Below are 17,273 nucleotides of genomic sequence, written 5' to 3'. Positions count from 1 at the left end.
GTTTGCTTGGCTACCATGTCAAAATTCGCGCGTTCCAGCCGTTTTACGGCGCTTTCCACGGCTTCTAGCCTCGCGCTGTGCGCGCTGATTGCGCAGCCCGCTCTCGCGCAATCTGCGGACGAAGCTGATGCCAGCGCAGTCGCTGCAGAAACCGAAGAAGAAATCATCGTCACCGGTTTTCGCAAATCGCTGGAAAATGCGCAGAACATCAAGAAGGATGCTGACACATTCGTTGATGTCATCACCGCGGAAGATATTGGTGCGCTTGCAGACCGCTCTGTCGCTGAAGCGCTTCAGCGTGTTCCAGGCGTCAACATTTCCCGTTTCGAACAGCGCAACGACCCTGACCGTTTCTCTGTTGAAGGCTCGGGCGTTATCATCCGTGGCCTTCCCTATGTGCGTTCAGAGCTGAATGGTCGCGACATTTTTTCGGCCAATGGCGGGCGAGAGCTGTCGTTCAACGATGTTTCCCCTGAATTGCTTGGTCGCGTTGAAGTGTTCAAGAATAACACCTCCGATATGATTGAAGGTGGTATCTCGGGTTCGGTCAACCTCGTGACCCGCAAGCCGCTCGATAAGCCGGGCCTCCATATCGCGGGCACGATCGAGGGCAATTATGGTGACATGGCGAAGGAATGGTCTCCGGGTTTCTCGATCCTCGGCTCCAATACATTTGAAACTGGTATGGGTACATTTGGACTGCAACTGGCTTATGCCCAGTCCGAATTGGTAACGAAAACCGACGCGTCGCAAATTACCGATCCATGTTACCGCGCAGCTTCGCTTACCGCCGCTTGCATCCGTGTCCGCCCGGTTGGTTCAGGTGGCTTTGGTGGATCGCAGCAGTTTAATGAGAGCAACTTCCCGCCGGCAGGGGCCATCTTTGTACCCAAAGGCGCGGGTGTCCGTACAACCGACCTGACGCGCGACCGCAATGCTTTTTCGGCAGTTGGCCAATGGGAAAGCAATGATGGCAGCGCACTTGTCACCGTTGAATATCTGCGTGCTGAAACCGATGCAACGTTGAACGAATATGCGGTGTTGGCGCTAGTCAATGATGATGGCCTGTTCCCGGTCGTAGCGCCAGGAACCACACCTGTCATCGAAAATGGCCAGTTCATTTCGGGTACGTTGACACAGTTACAGCCCTTCACCGGAGGACGCGGTATACCGACCGAGTTGCTCCGCTTCCAGCGTGAAGACACTGCAATGACCGAAGATTTGTCGGTGCATCTGAAGCTGAACCCTTCAGATCGCCTGCGGTTCAACTTTGAAGTGCAGCACATCAAATCGGATCGCACCGAAGATGGTTTCATCTCGGCGATGCAGACATATTCGGACGTTCGTATCGACAATTCGGGAACCACTCCGCAGGTCGAATTCCTGCAGCCAGGTTCCTCAACCTCGCCGTCGAGCTATTTTAACGATCCGTCACGGACATTTTATTGGTTCCTGCTAGACAATCAGGTCAAGAACGACGGCGAATTGACGAGCATGCGTTTTGACGGCGAATATGATGTCAGCGACGATGGCTTCTTCAAAAAAGCCCGTTTCGGAGCGCGCTGGGGTGATCGTAACCGCGTGACCCGAAGCGCTAATTTCTCCAACTGGGGAAATCTCGGCGCGCCGTGGACTGGTCGTGGGGGGAATTGGAACTGTGGTGACTTCCAGGCCTTCGGCTGCGGCGGTGCCTATGTGCGTGACTTCCCGAATTCAGCAAACCTGCGCAATCCGTTTGGCAGTGGATTCCAGCGCGGTAATGCGCCCGTTCCGTTGGGAGACGGCTCTGCCTTCTTCTTCGGTGGTGACAATATGGTTGCCGACTATCTGAGCGGAGCAATCCGAACCCAAGCCGCCGCTATTACAGCGTATACACTCACCCCCAACGCCTGGTTTCCGATCTCGGCTCGTGCAAGCAATTTGCCCGGAGGTGTATGGAACGCAGGTGAAATATCGGACGTCGACGAAAGCACTTTTGGTGCATATGCACGTGTAGATTACGGTGCCAATTTAAGCGACAAGGTGACGCTGAGTGGCAATATCGGTCTGCGCTATGTCAGCACGAAGGTGCAGAGCGGTGGATCGTTCAGCCTTCCTTCACCGGAGATATTCGACAATAATGGTAATCGCGATGGCGTCGTTCAGTTGGCGGAAGTACAGGGTTCATGCGCCTTTATTCTGGCCAATAATATAACGCCTGTGCCGGGATATTGCGGATTGACGCCAGAGCGGCAGGCAGCTTTCGCCGCGCTATTTACCGGAGAAATTATTCCCGATCCGCTCAACATTCGTTACACCAATTGGCTGCCAAGCTTTAATGCCAAGCTCGATTTTGGGAATGGCATTTTGGTTCGTGGTGCGGTTTCAAAGGGAATTTCCCGTCCAGACCTGTCGTCCTTTGCATCTGGTGGCGGAGCTTATGACAACACCAACAATCTGCGTGCTGGCGGAACGTTGGCAACAGGCCCGCTCATTGGTATCCGAACAGGAAATCGTTTCCTTCGTCCGGTAGAATCATGGAATTATGATCTGTCAGTCGAATGGTATTGGGCAGATGTTGGGTCTTTGACCGTTTCAGCATTTGTCAAAGACATCAAAAATATAGTCAACAGCGGCGCCGTCATTCGCCCTTTTCAAACGCAATCGGGTATTACCGATGTTCTATTCGATACGCCGGTCAACAGCGATGGCGGCACTTTGAAAGGCGCAGAAATCGCGTACCAGCAGACATATGACTTCCTGCCGGGTTTCCTCAGCGGTTTGGGTGCACAGTTGACCTATACCTATGTCGATGCAGGTGACTTCAACAATTCGACATTAGGATCAGAGCAAAGTCCATTTGCGGGCGGTTTGCCGCTAGCGGGTGTGTCGAAACATACCGTCAATGCTGTCGCCTTCTATGAAAAGGGACCGATTTCTGCCCGTGTCGCCTATAATTGGCGGTCCGACTTCTTGCAGACGCCTCGCGACGTGATCTTCCCATTCTCGCCGATTTATGGCGAGAGCACGGGCCAACTCGACGGGTCGATCTTCTTCACTGTGATGGATGGTATCAAACTGGGTGTTCAGGGCGTAAATCTGCTCGATGAAGTCACGCGCACGTCGCAGGTGATCGACTTTAACGGAACCCGCGCGACCCGTTCGGCATTCCGCAACGACCGGCGATTCACTTTCCTGGCACGTTTCGAATTCTAATCCTTCCACTAATGCAACCTCTAAGCGGGCCTTGGTCATTCAACCTTGGCCCGCTTTTCTTTTCTGCACCATTTGCGTAGACAGTAAAGGATTGGCGTTATGCGAATGAAACCCGTTTTTCTGGCCTTTCTCGCAGTCGTTACAGTTTCGGGCCGTCCGGCACTGGCAGCTGAGCAGCCTGCTGAATGGAGCCTTGTTTGGTCAGACGAATTTGACGGCAATCAGCTGGACCGCAGCAAGTGGAAACCGGAAATGTCGTGCTGGGGAGGGGGCAATAACGAACGCCAATGCTATACCGACCGGTCGAAGAATATCCGTGTCGCCAATGGCAAATTGCTTCTAGTCGCGCATAAGGAAAAGTTTCGCGGCCCGGATCGGCCGCCGGAAATTGCGTCAAATCCTAATCCGAAAAAGACACAGTCATATACTTCAGGCAAGATCCGCACGCTTGGTATTTCCAGCTGGAAATATGGCAAGATCGAATTCCGGGCCAAGCCGCCCAGGGGGCAGGGGACTTGGCCTGCAGTCTGGATGATGCCCTCGGAAAACTTCTATGGGCGGTGGCCCCTTTCTGGCGAAATCGACATATTGGAAGGCGTCAATCTGGGGGCGACTTGCCCGCAATGCGAGGGAAATGTCGGCGAAAACCGCATGATAAGTGCGCTGCATTTTGGTGACTATGCGCCAAAAAACAAGGTCCGCGATACAAGGGTTGCATTACCTTCGCTCGCGCTGCCCTCGGACGAATTCCATGTGTGGACATTGGAGTGGGGCGAGGGACTGATGCGTTTCTACCTCGATGGGCGACAATATTGGGAGCTGACCGAAGAAGACTGGAACAGCGCTTCGCCAAAGGCCAAGGGAAATCCCGTTGCGCCGTTCGACCAACCCTTTTACATCATGGCAAATCTGGCCATTGGCGGCAAATTGTCCGAAGATAATAATGACAAGGGGGTTGCTGACAATGTGACGCCGGCGGTATTTGCAATCGATTGGATCCGAATTTATCAATGCTCGACCGATCGTGAGACGGGGTTGGCCTGCATGAACGGCGGCGAAAGGGAAGAATAGGAATGGCGAGGCGTCGCCAGGCAGTCACGATCAAGCATGTTGCAGCCGATGCAGGGGTATCCCTGCAGACGGTGAGCCGTGTCATCAACAATGAGCCGAATGTGCGTCCAGCGATGAAGGCAAAGGTCCAGGCTTCGATCGACAAGCTTGGTTATGTCCCCTCGATCGCGGCACAGCGGATGAGTGGATCGCGCTCCTACCTCATCCTGGCGATAAATGATCGCGATCGCACAATTGCCGATTGGCAGGCGCGGCAGGGCACTGACTGGGTAGATCAGATGTTGCTCGGCGGTATGCTCAAAGCGGCGGAGCATGGCTATCGCATGATTTTCGAACTGGTCGATACGCACAGCGACCATGTTGAGCGCGAACTGGGGGCAACGATCGCTGCACTCCAGCCCGATGGTGTAATATTGACGCCACCACACTCGGAAAATTCATTGATCACTGGCCTCTTGGTCGAACGCAAAATCCCTTTTGCCCGGATTGGTTCGAAAGAGCCGGGGCCGGGCATCGCGATGATCATGGATGATGAAGGTTCGGCCCGGCTGGCGACCGAGCATTTGATCAAGCTGGGGCATCGCAGGATTGGTTTCATCGCCGGATCGGACGAATATAGCCTGTCGAATTGGCGCATCGACGGCTGGCGCGCAGCGATGAACGATGCGGGCCTGCCTCAGGATGGATTGTGCGTTCGCGGCGATTTCAGCTATGAAAGTGGTGTCGCGGCCACCGAAAAGCTGCTGGCGCTGGATGAACCACCGACCGCAATCATTGCCAGCAACGACCAGATGACTCTTGCTGCTCTCGATGCCGCTAAAAAGAAGGGACTTTCGGTTCCCCGTGACCTTTCCTTGCTCAGTTTTGACAATACTCCGGTTGCCCGCTTTACATCGCCGCATCTCACTGCAGTCGATCAGCCGATTGCGGCCACCTTTTCCAAGGCGGTCGAACTGCTGATCTTGAATGGGAATGCTCCCGAAGAGCCGCAACCTGTGGTGATCGCCGGTAGCCTGATCGAACGCGGCAGCACGGCAGCGCCGGGCAGCGATGCCGCAGGATAGTAGACCAGACACCGTACGCCAATCGACGCGCTTTCTGTATCTTTACGCGCTGGCTGTCGCGGGCGCATCGATTGCCTATATACCGTTGCTGACGATCCTTTTGCCACTGCATGTCACCGCAACGGCCGGGGAAGGCGCTCTGTCTCTTCTGTCTTACATCGCTTTTGCCGGTGCTGTGTCAGCTAGTATTTCAAATATCGGCTTTGGCTGGGCGAGTGATGTCAGTCAGGCGCGACGTCCCTGGATAGCTGCGGGGATGGTTCTATCGAGTGGTTTGCTGCTGGCTGTCCCGCTTGCAACCCAACCAGCCACTATAATCGCCCTCATTGTGTGTTGGCAGATGTCTCTCAACATGATGCTCGCACCGCTATCTGCCTGGGCTGGGGATGTTGTGCCTGACGTGCAGAAAGGCATGTTGGGTGGCCTGATGGCGTTGGCACCGGCAATGGGTGCGCTTTCGGGCGCGCTGGTGACGATGCAGGGCGTTATTCCGGAAAACCAACGGCTGCTTTCGGTGGTTATACTGGTTTTGCTATTAGTGGCACCGGTTCTTCTTTTCGGGCGACCAGTCGATATGCCACATTTGATGCGCGAACCGGGAGATGACGAGCGATCCAAGGTGAGCGGACAACCGAATGGCGCTGTCCGGCGGATGTGGCTGGCCCGCTTGCTGGTGCAGATTGCCGAGGCATCACTCTTTGCTTTTCTGTTGATGTGGTTCCGCAGCATTGAACCAGGATTTGGGGAGAACAGTGCCGCCACCATTTTTGCATGTGTGCTCTGCGCTGCCGTGCTCTTTGCTCTTTATGTCGGGTGGTGGTCAGATCGGAATAGCCGCCCGATCTTTCCGCTCGCCATCTGTTCGGGAATTGCGGCTTTCGGACTCATGATAATGTCGATTGCGACGGACCTTCAGATCGCGATTGTCGGTTATGTGACTTTTGGCCTGGCCAGCAGCATATTCCTTGCTTTGCATTCCAGCCAGACATTGCGCGTGCTCCCTAAACCGGCGCACCGCGGCAGGGATTTGGGGATTTTCAACCTGACCAATACCGTCCCGTCGCTTATCATGCCTTGGCTGACCTTGGCACTGGTGCCGGTGTACGGATTTGGTGCGCTGTTTGGTTTGTTGGCGGTGCTTGCGGCTATTGCCTGCTGGCTGTTACTGAAAATGCCCGACTGACCTGCCCTTAACGAGCAGGGCAGGGCAACTCCGCTCCCCCGGCTTCGACGCGCACCGTTCTAAAGGAGGCGGCAAAACCTGGCGCGGATTCCACTCGCAACGGCAATCCCACGGCGTCAAATTTTGCCCCGGCCTCGGCAAAGCAGCGCAGCGGAATTTTTGTCTGGTTGGCAGTTCCAGTTGCGAGTGACTTGATTGCCGCACTCAAATCGAGCGTTGCCCCATTGAAGGAAAGCCGAACATTCTGTCCGGCATAGTTGTCGATCCGCCAGTCGATTGCCAACACAGCGTTGTCACGAAGCTGCCTTTCCAGATTTACAACCGGGCCCGAAATCGAAAGGGTTGCTTTGTCACTCCAACTGAATTGTCGTGCGTCTTCCTGAGCACCTACATCAATCGCGCGCGATGCGATCGCGCCATCCAGCCCGAGATGCCAGGGTGCAGGCACTTTGCCACGCAGCATGAAAAGGGTGGCACCTTCCGAGCCAGAAATGTCGGTGCCGGGATTTTCGTTGACGCGGCCCAATTTGGATTTGCTCGCATAATTTAGACCATAGCCAAGCGGGAATAGGGGCTTTGAAATGGGCGAGCGCGCATCGGCAGGCCAGGCGAAGGGCAGTTTGCCGGTAAAGTCGCGCGCTGCCTTGCCATTGGCACCTGCGACCAAAACATCGGCCACACCCTGACCCTGCGAACCGGGCAGCCAGCCTGCGACAAAGGCATCGGCAAGATTGATCAGCTTGCCGGTGAACAGCGGACGTCCGGAAAGGAATAGCACCACGACGCGGATATTTTTCGCTTTGAGCTTTTCAATAAGTTCGATTTCACCCTGTTGCGGCGTGAAGGCGAGGTGGGGAATGTCACCTTCGAATTCCGCATAGGGTTTTTCACCCAAAACAACGATGGCTACATCCGGTTTTGTCGAGAAGCTGCCATCGGCAACGATTTCGGCCTTTCCACCACTGGCTGCAACAGCTTCGGTTATGGCTCGTCCGATGGTTTGGCCTTTGGGGAAATCCTCTGCCTTTGTGTCCGTACCCTGCCAGGTAACCGTCCACCCTCCGGCCTGCATTGCCATATTGTCCGCGCCCGGCCCGGCAATCAGAACGCGGGCGCCCTTGCGGACGGGCAGAGTGCCCTTGTTGTTTTTGAGGAGTACCAGCGATTTGGCGACTGCTTCGCGGGCCAGCGCAAGATGCGCATACGTTCCAACCTTTGAGGCGTCACCACGTTCGATCAGGTGGTCACCCATCAGCCCCAGTTTGAACTTGACGCGCAAAATGCGGCGCACTGCATCGTCTATGCGCGCTGCAGTAATCCGCCCTTCACGTGCGGCGGCCAAAGTGCTTTCATAAAGGCCCTTCCAGCTGTCAGGCGCCATATACAAATCAAGACCAGCATTGATGGCGGCGGGGCAATCCGTTGCAGAACATCCTGCGACTTGGCCATGGCCGTTCCAGTCACCCACAATCAGCCCGTTAAAACCCATTCGGCCTTTGAGGACATCGGTCAGCAACGATCGGTTGCCATGGTGTTTGATGCCATTCCAGCTTGAAAAGCTGGCCATTACAGTCAACGCTCCTGCGTCGATCGAAACTGGATAGCCTTGGGCATGAACCGCCACCAACTCGGTTTCCGAAATCCGCGCGTCGCCCTGATCGCGGCCGTCAACGGTGCCGCCGTCGGCCAGGAAGTGTTTCGCGGTAGCGGCCACCCTGTCTGCGGCTAACGGCTTTCCTGCCGTGAGTTCGCCTTGCAGGCCAATCGTCATGGCCTTCGCATAGCTGGCAATCAGTGCAGGGTCCGATGAATAGCCTTCATAGCTCCGCCCCCAGCGCACATCCTGCGGAGCGGCCAATGTTGGTGCAAACGTCCACTCTATTCCGCTGGCCGCGATTTCGGCTGCAGTTGCGGCGCCGATACGCTGGATAAGATCGGGATCACGGGCCGCGCCTAGGCCAATATTGTGGGGGAAAATGGTCGCGCCGGGCAGGTTTGAATGGCCGTGAACCGCGTCGACGCCGAACAATATCGGAATGCCGGCACCGCTCTTGCGGGATACGTCGCGGAAAGCATCAACCAACTGCTTCCACTTGTCGGCGCTGGCACGTTCATCGCCATAAGGTCCGGAGTTTCCGCCCGCCAGTATCGAGCCCAGCGGATAACGGATCAAATCTTCTGGCATAATCGCGCTGATGTCCGCCTGAATCAACTGGCCGACTTTCTGCTCAACCGTCATCTGCGACAGGATGGCATCTATCGATTTTTCAGTGGCAGGTGAGGTGATCTCGGCAGGGCTTGCCGCGGCTGGCCAGACTGCCGGATCGGCAGTGGCCCATGGCGACGGGGCGGTCGCAATTTCGGCAAATGAAATCGACGGAGCGCACCCGGCCAACAGCAACGCCAGTGCTGATATCGATCTCTTAACCTGCATCAATTTCCTCCCATATTATGCATGTGAACGTTCTCATAACGAGTTCAAAAAGGCAAGCAAAAATCAAAACTTTTGGATTGTCGGTGGCTACACTTGACGTGTTCCTCTTTGCCAATACGATTGGACCCAAGGATGAGGAGATACTTGCGATGACCGAATGGACCTATGCATCAATGTGGGAATCGATTGCGGCGGCAATCCCAGAAAAACCTGCTATTGTGCAGCAAGATTTGGTCATGAGCTGGCAAGAGTTCGATCGGGCGGCAAACGGTCTGGCTGCCTATCTGGTCGATGGTGGTTTGGGTCGGCAGGCGAAAGTCGCGGTCTATGCGCGCAACTGCCCTGAATATCTGATCGGGACCTATGCCGCGTTCAAAGCGAGCCTTGTCCCGTTCAATGTCAACTATCGCTATGGCAATGAAGAACTGGCCTATTTGTTCGAAAATGGCGATGCAGAAGCTGTGCTGTTCGAAACGGTCTATGCCGAGAAAATCGACGCCATTCGGGATCGGTTACCCGGTGTAAAACTCTGGATAGCGATCAAGCGTTCTGGATACCCAATTCCACACTGGGCGGTGCCCTATTCCGCTATTGCACCAGCCGATAGCCCGCCGGAAGGCAATGGCCCTCGAAGCAGCGAAGACCAGATGTTCATCTATACCGGCGGCACGACGGGGATGCCCAAGGCAGTGATGTGGCGGCAGGGCGATCTGATTGGCAAAGGTGGCTATGGCTCAAATCCGTTGCTCGGAATCGGGCCTATGGACCATCCCGGCCAGTCCGGCCAACGCGCGCTGGAATTTCCCATTCCGGTCCGCATGCTGATCGGGCCACCATTGATGCATGGCACAGGATTGCTGTCGGCTTTTGCGGCTTTGTCCGCTGGCGGTACGGTATTGCTCAACCAGCCCGACCATTTCGATGCGGTCGAAAGCTGGAACCTTGCCGAGAAATGGCAGGCGACCTGGATCATCATTGTGGGGCAACCTTTTGCACAGCCGCTGCTCGATGCGCTCGATGCCGAGCCGGGCAGGTGGGATCTGAAATCGGTGCTGTTCTTCACCTCGTCCGGCGCGATGTGGAATGAGGAAAATAAGCGTGGCCTTTTGCGGCATATGCCGCAGGCGGCGTTGATGGATGCGTTCAGCTCTTCCGAAGCGCTTGGACTCGGCACGTCGGTTACCACGGCGGCAGAAACCGTGCACACCGCCGAGTTTGCGTTGGGGGAGGATTGCGCGGTCTTTGACGAGGATGGCAATCGCGTTCAGCCGGGTTCGGGGGTTCGCGGTCGCGTTGCGGTGGGCGGTTTCATCCCGGTCGGCTATTATAAGGACCCGGTCAAATCGGCGTCCACTTTCCTGACCATCGAAGGTCAGCGCTGGTCAGTTCCGGGCGACTGGGCTTTGGTGAATGAAGATGGTTCGCTCACCCTGCTCGGACGCGGATCTCAGTGCATAAACACAGGTGGTGAAAAGGTTTTCCCTGAAGAAGTCGAAGAGGCACTGAAGCGGCATCCGGCTGTCGTCGATGCCGCTGTATGCGGTCTGCCCGATCCACGCTTTGGCGAACGTGTCGCGGCGGTAGCGTCGCTGAAACCGGGCGCGGTGATCGATCAGCGCGATCTGATCGATCATGTCCGCGGTGAATTGGCGCATTACAAAGCACCACGCCACCTTTTGTTCGTTGATACAGTCCCACGCGCGCCGAATGGAAAGATGGATTATGCCGAAGTGAAGCGTCGTGCTGCGGAGGCTTTTGCGGTCAGTTGAGCAAAAGGCTTATCACACCAACTTGCTAACAATCTGCAACACGCGATCGGCCCATTCGGGACGGCAGATAAGCAGGTCCGGCATATAAACGTCCCGCTGGTTGTAGATTAGCGGGCTTCCGTCTACACGACTGATGTGAAGCCCGTGCGCAGCAGCAACGGCTGCAGGAGCGCAGCTATCCCATTCAAATTGGCCGCCTGTATGCAGGTAGATTTCAGCCTCGCCGCGCACAATGGCCATGGCTTTTGCGCCTGCGCTGCCCATCGGGACAAGTTCTGCGCCAATCTGTTCTGCCACCGCAACGGCCTCGTTGGCAGGGCGCGTCCGGCTGACGACCATACGCGGTTTCGTCGCCGCTTCCGGAAGTGGGGCGGGCTTGTCGGTTCGTAATATCACGCCCAAGCCAGGAAGCCCTACCGCACCGATTTCAGGCTTGCCGTTTATGGCGAGGCCGACATGCACAGCCCAATCCGAGCGCGCTTCGCCATATTCGCGGGTGCCGTCGACGGGATCGACAATCCAGACACGGGATTTATTCAACCGTTCGGGACTGTCCTTCTCCTCTTCCGACAGCAAACCGTCCTCGGGGCGCTGTTGGCGCAGGGCTGCCACAAGAAACTGGTTGGCCGTTTTGTCGCCCGCATCGCCAAGCTCCTTGCCAGTTAAGAGGCCGGATTCGCGGACCTCAAGCAGGAGTCGGCCAGCGATATGGGCCAGATGGGCGGCAAGTTCGGCGTCGGTCATTGATTTACTTTAGCGGCAAGAGTTTGCGGATGATATGCTCGGCTGCCTCGGCAGGTGTCATTTCAACCGTGTTGACGCGAATCTCCGGATTTTCCGGAGCCTCATAAGGGCTATCGATGCCGGTGAAGTTTTTGAGCTGGCCCGAACGCGCCTTTTTGTAAAGTCCTTTGACGTCACGTGCTTCGGCTACCTCTAGCGGGGTATCGACAAAAATCTCGATAAACTCGCCTTCGGGCAGCATCTTGCGAACCATATCGCGCTCAGCGCGGAACGGACTGATGAACGCTGTCAGCACGATCAATCCGGCGTCCGCCATCAGTTTCGCCACTTCGCCTACGCGACGGATATTTTCGATACGGTCGGCTTCGGTAAAGCCAAGATCGCGGTTCAGGCCATGACGAACATTATCGCCATCGAGCAGGAAGGTGTGCCGGTTCATGAGGTGGAGTTGCTTCTCGACCTCGTTGGCGATCGTCGATTTGCCCGAACCGGACAGGCCAGTGAACCAAAGGACGCGGGGTTTTTGGTTCTTGAGCGCGGAATGGTCTTCGCGATTTATGTCGGTGGGCTGCCAATGGACGTTCTGGGCGCGCCGCAATGAGAAGTGCAACATGCCAGCGCCAACCGTGCGGTTGGTAATCTTGTCGATCAGGATGAAACCACCAAGAGTACGACTGTCCGCATAAGCCTCAAACACGATGGGTTTGTCGGTCGACAGCTCCGCAACGCCAATCGCATTCAATTCAAGTGTTTTGGCAGCAAGATGGTCCATCGTATTGACATTGATGGTGTATTTGGGCTGCTGTATTGTTACGGAAACTGTCTGGGTGCCGAGCTTCAGCCAATAGGATCTGCCGACGTGCAAAGCATCATCGTCCATCCAGACAATGGTGGCTTCAAACTGATCGGAGACTTCGGGAGGGTTATCCGCTGTGGCAATCACATTTCCGCGCGAACAATCTACCTCATCGGCAAAACAGACAGTCACCGACTGTCCGGCAACGGCTACATCCAATTCGCCTTCAAGCGTTACGATTTTGGTGATTGTTGAGGTTTTTCCCCCAGGAAGAACCCGAATGGCATCGCCAGGCTTGACTGACCCGCCAGAAATCAGGCCCGAAAAACCGCGGAAGTCCAGATTGGGGCGATTGACCCATTGGACGGGCAGGCGAAACGGCTTCATCTGGTCGGTTGTGTTGTCGATTTCGACAGTTTCCAGATGCTCGATCAGCGGCTTTCCGGTGTACCACGGCGTATTCGCACTGTTCGCGGTGATATTGTCACCCTTGAAGCCTGAAATAGGCATCGGTGTGAAGCTCTTGATGCCGATTTCCGCTGCAAAAGCAGCATAGTCTGCGACAATCGCATCATATCTGGCTTGATCATAATCGATCAGGTCCATCTTGTTGACGGCTAGCACGATATTCTTGATGCCGATGAGGTTGCACAAATAGCTGTGCCGCCGGGTTTGCACGAGTACGCCCTTGCGCGCGTCGATCAGGATGACTGCAAGATCCGCGGTCGAGGCGCCGGTGAACATATTGCGCGTATATTGCTCATGCCCCGGGCAATCAGCGACGATGAACTTGCGCTTTTCGGTCGCGAAGAAGCGGTAGGCGACATCTATGGTGATGCCCTGTTCGCGCTCGGCAGCGAGGCCATCAACCAGCAGTGCGAAGTCGATTTCCTGCCCCTGCGTGCCGACGCGCTTGCTGTCGGCCTGCAAAGCATCGAGTTGATCCTCGAAGATCATCTTGCTGTCATAGAGCAATCGCCCGATCAGCGTAGATTTGCCGTCGTCGACGCTGCCGCAAGTGATGAACCGCAACAGGCTTTTATGCTGGTGCTGTTCCAGATAGGCGTCAATATCCTCGGCGATCAGCGCGTCGGTTTTGTAGATGGGGTCCATTAGAAATACCCCTCCTGTTTCTTCTTCTCCATCGACGCATCACCGCCGTCCTTGTCGATAACGCGGCCCTGCCGTTCGCTGGTCGTGGTCAGCAGCATTTCCTGGATGACTTCGGGCAGTGTCCTGGCTTCGCTCTCGACCGCTCCCGTTAAAGGATAACAGCCAAGCGTGCGGAAGCGTATGGAGCGGTCGACCGGCACTTCGCCTTCCTGCAAGGGGAAACGCTCGTCATCGACCATCAGAAGCAATCCGTCGCGCTCGACGGTCGGGCGCTTGGCGCTGAAATATAGCGGCACGATCGGGATGTCGTTCAAATGGATATATTGCCAGATATCGAGCTCGGTCCAGTTCGAGATCGGGAAGATGCGGATGCTCTCCCCTTTGGCCTTCTTGGCATTATAGAGGTTCCACAATTCGGGGCGCTGGTTCTTCGGATCCCAGCCATGGGTAGCAGTTCGGAAGGAGAAGATGCGTTCCTTGGCGCGGCTCTTTTCCTCGTCGCGGCGCGCGCCGCCAAAGGCTGCGTCGAAACCATAAAGATCAAGTGCCTGCTTCAGCCCTTCGGTCTTCCACATATCGGTGTGAAGAGGGCCATGATCGAACGGGTTGATGCCGCGCTCCTTGGCTTCGGGGTTCTGGTAGACCAGAAGCTCCATGCCGCTTTCCTGCGCCATCCGGTCGCGCAGCTTGTACATTTCCTGGAATTTCCAGGTGGTGTCGACATGCAGCAGCGGGAAGGGCGGCGGCGAGGGGAAGAATGCCTTGCGCGCCAGATGCAGCATCACCGCACTGTCTTTGCCGACCGAGTAGAGCATCACAGGCTTTTCAGCCTCGGCCACCACTTCGCGCATGATGTGGATGCTTTCAGCTTCGAGCCGTTCGAGATGCGTCAAATTACGGGTCATGGGGAAAAGGCGTTCCTGAATAATGTTTCGCGTTGCACTACACGGATTCTTCAAGCGCTCTAGGAAGAATCGGTTGTCGATTTGGTAGCTGGAGTTTGCCCATCGCTGGAAGTCATAGCGCCGCCCACGCATTTGTCGCGGAACTTGATATCTCGCAACGCACGGTGTTAGGGCCGATCCGACAATCGACGCTGGCAGGGGATGCTGAGAATGGCAAATTTGAAGATGCGGTCCTGGTTATTTGCCCCTGGCGACAGCGAACGCAAAATGGCCAAGGCGCTCGAAGGGCCCGCCGATATCGTGTTGCTCGATCTTGAGGATGCAGTGGCGACCGAAAACAAGCCGCTTGCTCGCCAGCAGGTGCATGATTTCCTGATTGCCCACGCAGCGTCGCGGGCACGTATATGGGTGCGGGTGAACCCGCTCGATGGTCATTACACATTGGACGATCTGGTCGCGGTCATGCCGGCGCAGCCCGGCGGCATCATGCTGCCTAAGGTGTACGGGCGGCAGGATGTTGAATTGCTCGATCACTATCTGATGGCTTTTGAAGCGGCGCAGGGCTTTGAGAGGGGTTCGACGCCGGTTATCGTGTTGGCGACTGAAACCGCTGAAGCCATGTTTCATACAGGTGACTATAAGGGCGCTCCACGCTTAGCTGCTCTTACCTGGGGAGCAGAGGATCTGGCGGATTCGGTTGGTGCCAATTCAAACCGGAATGCCGATGGCAGCTATTCCTTCACATTTGAACTGGCGCGCAGCCTGACCTTGCTGGGCGCGGCGACTGCTGGGGTGCCGGCGATCGAGACGATCTGTGCCGATTTCAAGGATATGGATGCGTTGCGCCAGCGCGCCGAGCAAGTCCGCCGCAATGGTTTTCGCGGCATGCTCGCGATCCATCCGGCTCAGGTTGATGTCATCAACGCGGCTTTTACGCCAAGTACCGAAGAAATCGCGGAAGCACGCGAAATTGTAGCGCTGTTTGCGGCCAACCCCGGCGTGGGGACGATTGGTTGGAAGGGCGGGATGCTCGACCGCCCGTTCCTGTCGCGCGCGCAGCAATTGCTGGCGCAAGTTGATGAGTAGCGCAATCCGCTTTTAGCGCTGGCTTTCACGGCCAGTTTGTGGTTTCGGCGCAGCGAGAAGGGAGCCTCGCATGGCAGGACTATGGTTCGACGAACTGAGCGTCGGTCAGACATTCGATCACCCGATCCGGCGGACGGTGACCGAGACTGACAATCTGCTTTTCAGCACGATGACGCACAACCCGGCGCAGCTTCACCTCGATGAGGAATATATGAAGGGCAGCGACTATGGCACGCGGATCGTCAATAGTTGCTTCACGCTCGGGCTGATGGTCGGGATTTCGGTAGGCGACACGACTTTGGGTACCGCGGTGGCCAATCTCGGCTGGGATGAGGTGCGTTTTCCCAAGCCGGTTTTCATTGGCGATACGCTGAATATCAAGACCACTGTGATTGAACTTCGGGAGTCCCGCTCGCGGCCTGACGCTGGCATCGTTACATTCTTGCATGAAGCATTCAACCAGCGTGGCGAGACGGTTGCGACCTGCAAACGTTCGGGCTTGCAACGCAAGAAACCGCAATAAGTCTATTTAAGCGAGGGTGAAATGACGAGGCAGGGTGCAGGCGTAATCATTGTGGGCGGTGGCCATGGCGGCGCGCAGGCGGCGATTGCGCTGCGACAAAATGGTTATCAGGGTCCAGTGACGATCATCGGGCGTGAGGAAGAACCACCCTATGAACGCCCCCCGCTTTCCAAGGAATATATGGCGGGCGAGAAGGAATTCGAACGCATCTACATCCGTCCGCGAAGCTTCTGGGAGGAAAAGCAGGTCGATCTGTTGCTGGGCCGTTCGGTTGAGGCTGTCGATCCTGCGGCGAAGACTGTGAAGCTCGATGATGGAACCGAGCGTTCCTATGAATCGCTGATGTGGGCCGCAGGTGGCGACCCGCGCCGTTTGCCATTGCCCGGTGGAGACCTTGGCGGTGTGCATTGTGTACGCAACCGGGCCGATGCCGATGCAATCATGGCCGAACTGGCCAGTGTCGATCAGGTTGTCGTAATCGGCGGCGGTTATATCGGGTTGGAAGCGGCTGCGGTGCTCACCAAATTGGGCAAGAAGGTCGTGCTGCTCGAAGCGCTGCCGCGTGTGCTGGCTCGCGTTGCCGGGCCGGAACTATCGGAATTCTATGAAGCAGAGCATCGCGCCCATGGCGTTGATCTGCGCACGGGAGTGTCCATTGATGCGCTAGAAGGCGAAAACGGACACGTCACCGGCGTACGGCTTGCTGATGGCTCCGTCATCCCGGCGCAAATGGTCATTGTGGGGATTGGCATCATTCCCTCGGTTGAACCGCTACTGGCGGCGGGAGCGATAGGCATCAATGGGGTTGAGGTGGACGAATATTGCCGCACCAGCCTTCCCGATATCTATGCAATTGGTGATTGCGCGGCTCATGCAAATGGATTTGCCGATGGCGCAATGATCCGGCTGGAATCGGTTCAGAATGCCAATGATCAGGCCACCGTCGCAGCCAAGACGATCTGCGGCGCGGATGCACAGCCTTACAAGGCGACGCCGTGGTTCTGGTCAAACCAATATGATCTGAAATTGCAGACGGTTGGTCTTTCGACCGGGCATGATGCCACCGTGCTGCGCGGCGATCCCGCCACGCGCAGCTTTTCGGTGATTTACCTGAAGGGTGGCAAGGTCATTGCGCTCGATTGCGTCAATATGGTCAAAGATTATGTGCAGGGCCGCAAACTGGTAGAGGCAAGGGCCACTGTCGCAGCAGAGCGCTTGGCCGATAGCTCGGTTCCGCTCAAAGACCTGCTCGAAGCATAAACGACACTTCCCCTTTAGCCGCCAAGGCATTTGCACTAAGGCGGCACCATTGAGTCATATGAGAAGAGAGACGACATGCGTCAGATAGATCATTTTCTTGTGGGCGGTGCGCCTGCGGCTACGCGGTTCA

General features: G+C 56.3%; 12 protein-coding genes and 1 pseudogene. 9 read left to right on the top strand and 4 right to left on the bottom strand.

What is annotated here, in order from left to right:
* Positions 1–15 precede the first annotated feature (15 nt).
* From Q0239_RS17445 to Q0239_RS17430, 4 genes are all read left to right on the top strand, one after another.
* A complete protein-coding gene (locus Q0239_RS17445; RefSeq protein ID WP_298605242.1) occupies positions 16–3,195 on the top strand; it encodes a TonB-dependent receptor in 3,180 nt (1,059 codons plus the stop codon).
* Positions 3,196–3,294: 99 nt separating this feature from the next.
* Positions 3,295–4,266 (top strand): glycoside hydrolase family 16 protein, encoded by a 972-nt coding sequence (locus Q0239_RS17440; protein ID WP_298605226.1) that lies wholly within the window; start codon positions 3,295–3,297, stop codon positions 4,264–4,266.
* Between the two features lie 2 nt (positions 4,267–4,268).
* Positions 4,269–5,330: a LacI family DNA-binding transcriptional regulator gene (locus Q0239_RS17435; protein WP_298605224.1), complete on the top strand. Its 1,062-nt coding sequence runs from the start codon at positions 4,269–4,271 to the stop codon at positions 5,328–5,330.
* Positions 5,317–6,513: an MFS transporter gene (locus Q0239_RS17430; protein WP_298605222.1), complete on the top strand. Its 1,197-nt coding sequence runs from the start codon at positions 5,317–5,319 to the stop codon at positions 6,511–6,513. The genes Q0239_RS17435 and Q0239_RS17430 overlap by 14 nt, the downstream gene beginning before the upstream one ends.
* A 7-nt stretch (positions 6,514–6,520) precedes the next feature.
* Here Q0239_RS17430 and Q0239_RS17425 read toward each other — a convergent pair whose 3' ends face one another.
* Positions 6,521–8,752: a glycoside hydrolase family 3 protein gene (locus Q0239_RS17425; protein ID WP_298605220.1), complete on the bottom strand. Its 2,232-nt coding sequence runs from the start codon at positions 8,750–8,752 to the stop codon at positions 6,521–6,523.
* A gap of 10 nt (positions 8,753–8,762) precedes the next feature.
* Here Q0239_RS17425 and Q0239_RS17420 point away from each other — a divergent pair, with 10 nt between their 5' ends.
* Both Q0239_RS17420 and Q0239_RS17415 read left to right on the top strand, forming a co-directional pair.
* On the top strand, positions 8,763–9,044 hold the full coding sequence (locus Q0239_RS17420) for a hypothetical protein (protein ID WP_298605218.1): 282 nt from the start codon (positions 8,763–8,765) through the stop codon (positions 9,042–9,044).
* Positions 9,031–10,716 carry an acyl-CoA synthetase gene (locus tag Q0239_RS17415; RefSeq protein ID WP_298605216.1) on the top strand — a complete coding sequence of 562 codons (1,686 nt, stop codon included), beginning with the start codon at positions 9,031–9,033 and terminating at the stop codon, positions 10,714–10,716. Before Q0239_RS17420 ends, Q0239_RS17415 begins: the two co-directional genes overlap by 14 nt.
* Before the next feature lie 12 nt (positions 10,717–10,728).
* On the opposite strand, the gene Q0239_RS17410 is transcribed toward Q0239_RS17415, so the two are convergent.
* Genes Q0239_RS17410 through cysD form a run of 3 tightly spaced genes read right to left on the bottom strand, consistent with a single transcriptional unit; the run spans position 10,729 to position 14,274 of the window.
* Positions 10,729–11,460 carry a 3'(2'),5'-bisphosphate nucleotidase CysQ gene (locus tag Q0239_RS17410; RefSeq protein WP_298605214.1) on the bottom strand — a complete coding sequence of 244 codons (732 nt, stop codon included), beginning with the start codon at positions 11,458–11,460 and terminating at the stop codon, positions 10,729–10,731.
* A gap of 4 nt (positions 11,461–11,464) precedes the next feature.
* A complete protein-coding gene (gene cysN / locus Q0239_RS17405) occupies positions 11,465–13,369 on the bottom strand; it encodes a sulfate adenylyltransferase subunit CysN (RefSeq protein ID WP_298605212.1) in 1,905 nt (634 codons plus the stop codon).
* Complete coding sequence (gene cysD, locus Q0239_RS17400) at positions 13,369–14,274, bottom strand: sulfate adenylyltransferase subunit CysD (protein ID WP_298605210.1); 906 nt, start codon at positions 14,272–14,274, stop codon at positions 13,369–13,371. Before cysD ends, cysN begins: the two co-directional genes overlap by 1 nt.
* A gap of 201 nt (positions 14,275–14,475) precedes the next feature.
* On the opposite strand from cysD, the gene Q0239_RS17395 reads away from it, so the two are divergent.
* From Q0239_RS17395 to Q0239_RS17385, 3 genes and pseudogenes are all read left to right on the top strand, one after another.
* Positions 14,476–15,360: a CoA ester lyase gene (locus Q0239_RS17395; RefSeq protein ID WP_298605208.1), complete on the top strand. Its 885-nt coding sequence runs from the start codon at positions 14,476–14,478 to the stop codon at positions 15,358–15,360.
* 67 nt (positions 15,361–15,427) lie between these two features.
* A pseudogene (locus Q0239_RS17390) lies at positions 15,428–15,883 on the top strand (MaoC family dehydratase); the annotation flags it as partial.
* A gap of 21 nt (positions 15,884–15,904) precedes the next feature.
* A complete protein-coding gene (locus tag Q0239_RS17385) occupies positions 15,905–17,143 on the top strand; it encodes an FAD-dependent oxidoreductase (protein ID WP_298605204.1) in 1,239 nt (412 codons plus the stop codon).
* Positions 17,144–17,273: the final 130 nt, after the last annotated feature.

This window comes from uncultured Sphingorhabdus sp. (assembly GCF_937872355.1).
Taxonomy (GTDB): Bacteria; Pseudomonadota; Alphaproteobacteria; order Sphingomonadales; family Sphingomonadaceae; genus Sphingorhabdus_B.
Note: the sequence above shows the minus strand (reverse complement) of the source record. Positions and strands in the feature narration are given on the sequence as shown.

Excerpts from the sequence above, each read along its gene's own strand:
- Q0239_RS17425 (WP_298605220.1), bottom strand. The coding sequence starts at position 8,752 with ATGACGGTTGAGCAGAAAGTCGGCCAGTTGATTCAGGCGGACATCAGC.
- cysD (WP_298605210.1), bottom strand. The coding sequence starts at position 14,274 with ATGACCCGTAATTTGACGCATCTCGAACGGCTCGAAGCTGAAAGCATC.
- Q0239_RS17440 (WP_298605226.1), top strand. The coding sequence starts at position 3,295 with ATGCGAATGAAACCCGTTTTTCTGGCCTTTCTCGCAGTCGTTACAGTT.
- Q0239_RS17430 (WP_298605222.1), top strand. The coding sequence starts at position 5,317 with ATGCCGCAGGATAGTAGACCAGACACCGTACGCCAATCGACGCGCTTT.
- cysN (WP_298605212.1), bottom strand. The coding sequence starts at position 13,369 with ATGGACCCCATCTACAAAACCGACGCGCTGATCGCCGAGGATATTGAC.
- Q0239_RS17395 (WP_298605208.1), top strand. The coding sequence starts at position 14,476 with ATGCTGAGAATGGCAAATTTGAAGATGCGGTCCTGGTTATTTGCCCCT.
- Q0239_RS17410 (WP_298605214.1), bottom strand. The coding sequence starts at position 11,460 with ATGACCGACGCCGAACTTGCCGCCCATCTGGCCCATATCGCTGGCCGA.
- Q0239_RS17435 (WP_298605224.1), top strand. The coding sequence starts at position 4,269 with ATGGCGAGGCGTCGCCAGGCAGTCACGATCAAGCATGTTGCAGCCGAT.
- Q0239_RS17385 (WP_298605204.1), top strand. The coding sequence starts at position 15,905 with ATGACGAGGCAGGGTGCAGGCGTAATCATTGTGGGCGGTGGCCATGGC.
- Q0239_RS17445 (WP_298605242.1), top strand. The coding sequence starts at position 16 with ATGTCAAAATTCGCGCGTTCCAGCCGTTTTACGGCGCTTTCCACGGCT.
- Q0239_RS17420 (WP_298605218.1), top strand. The coding sequence starts at position 8,763 with ATGGCATCTATCGATTTTTCAGTGGCAGGTGAGGTGATCTCGGCAGGG.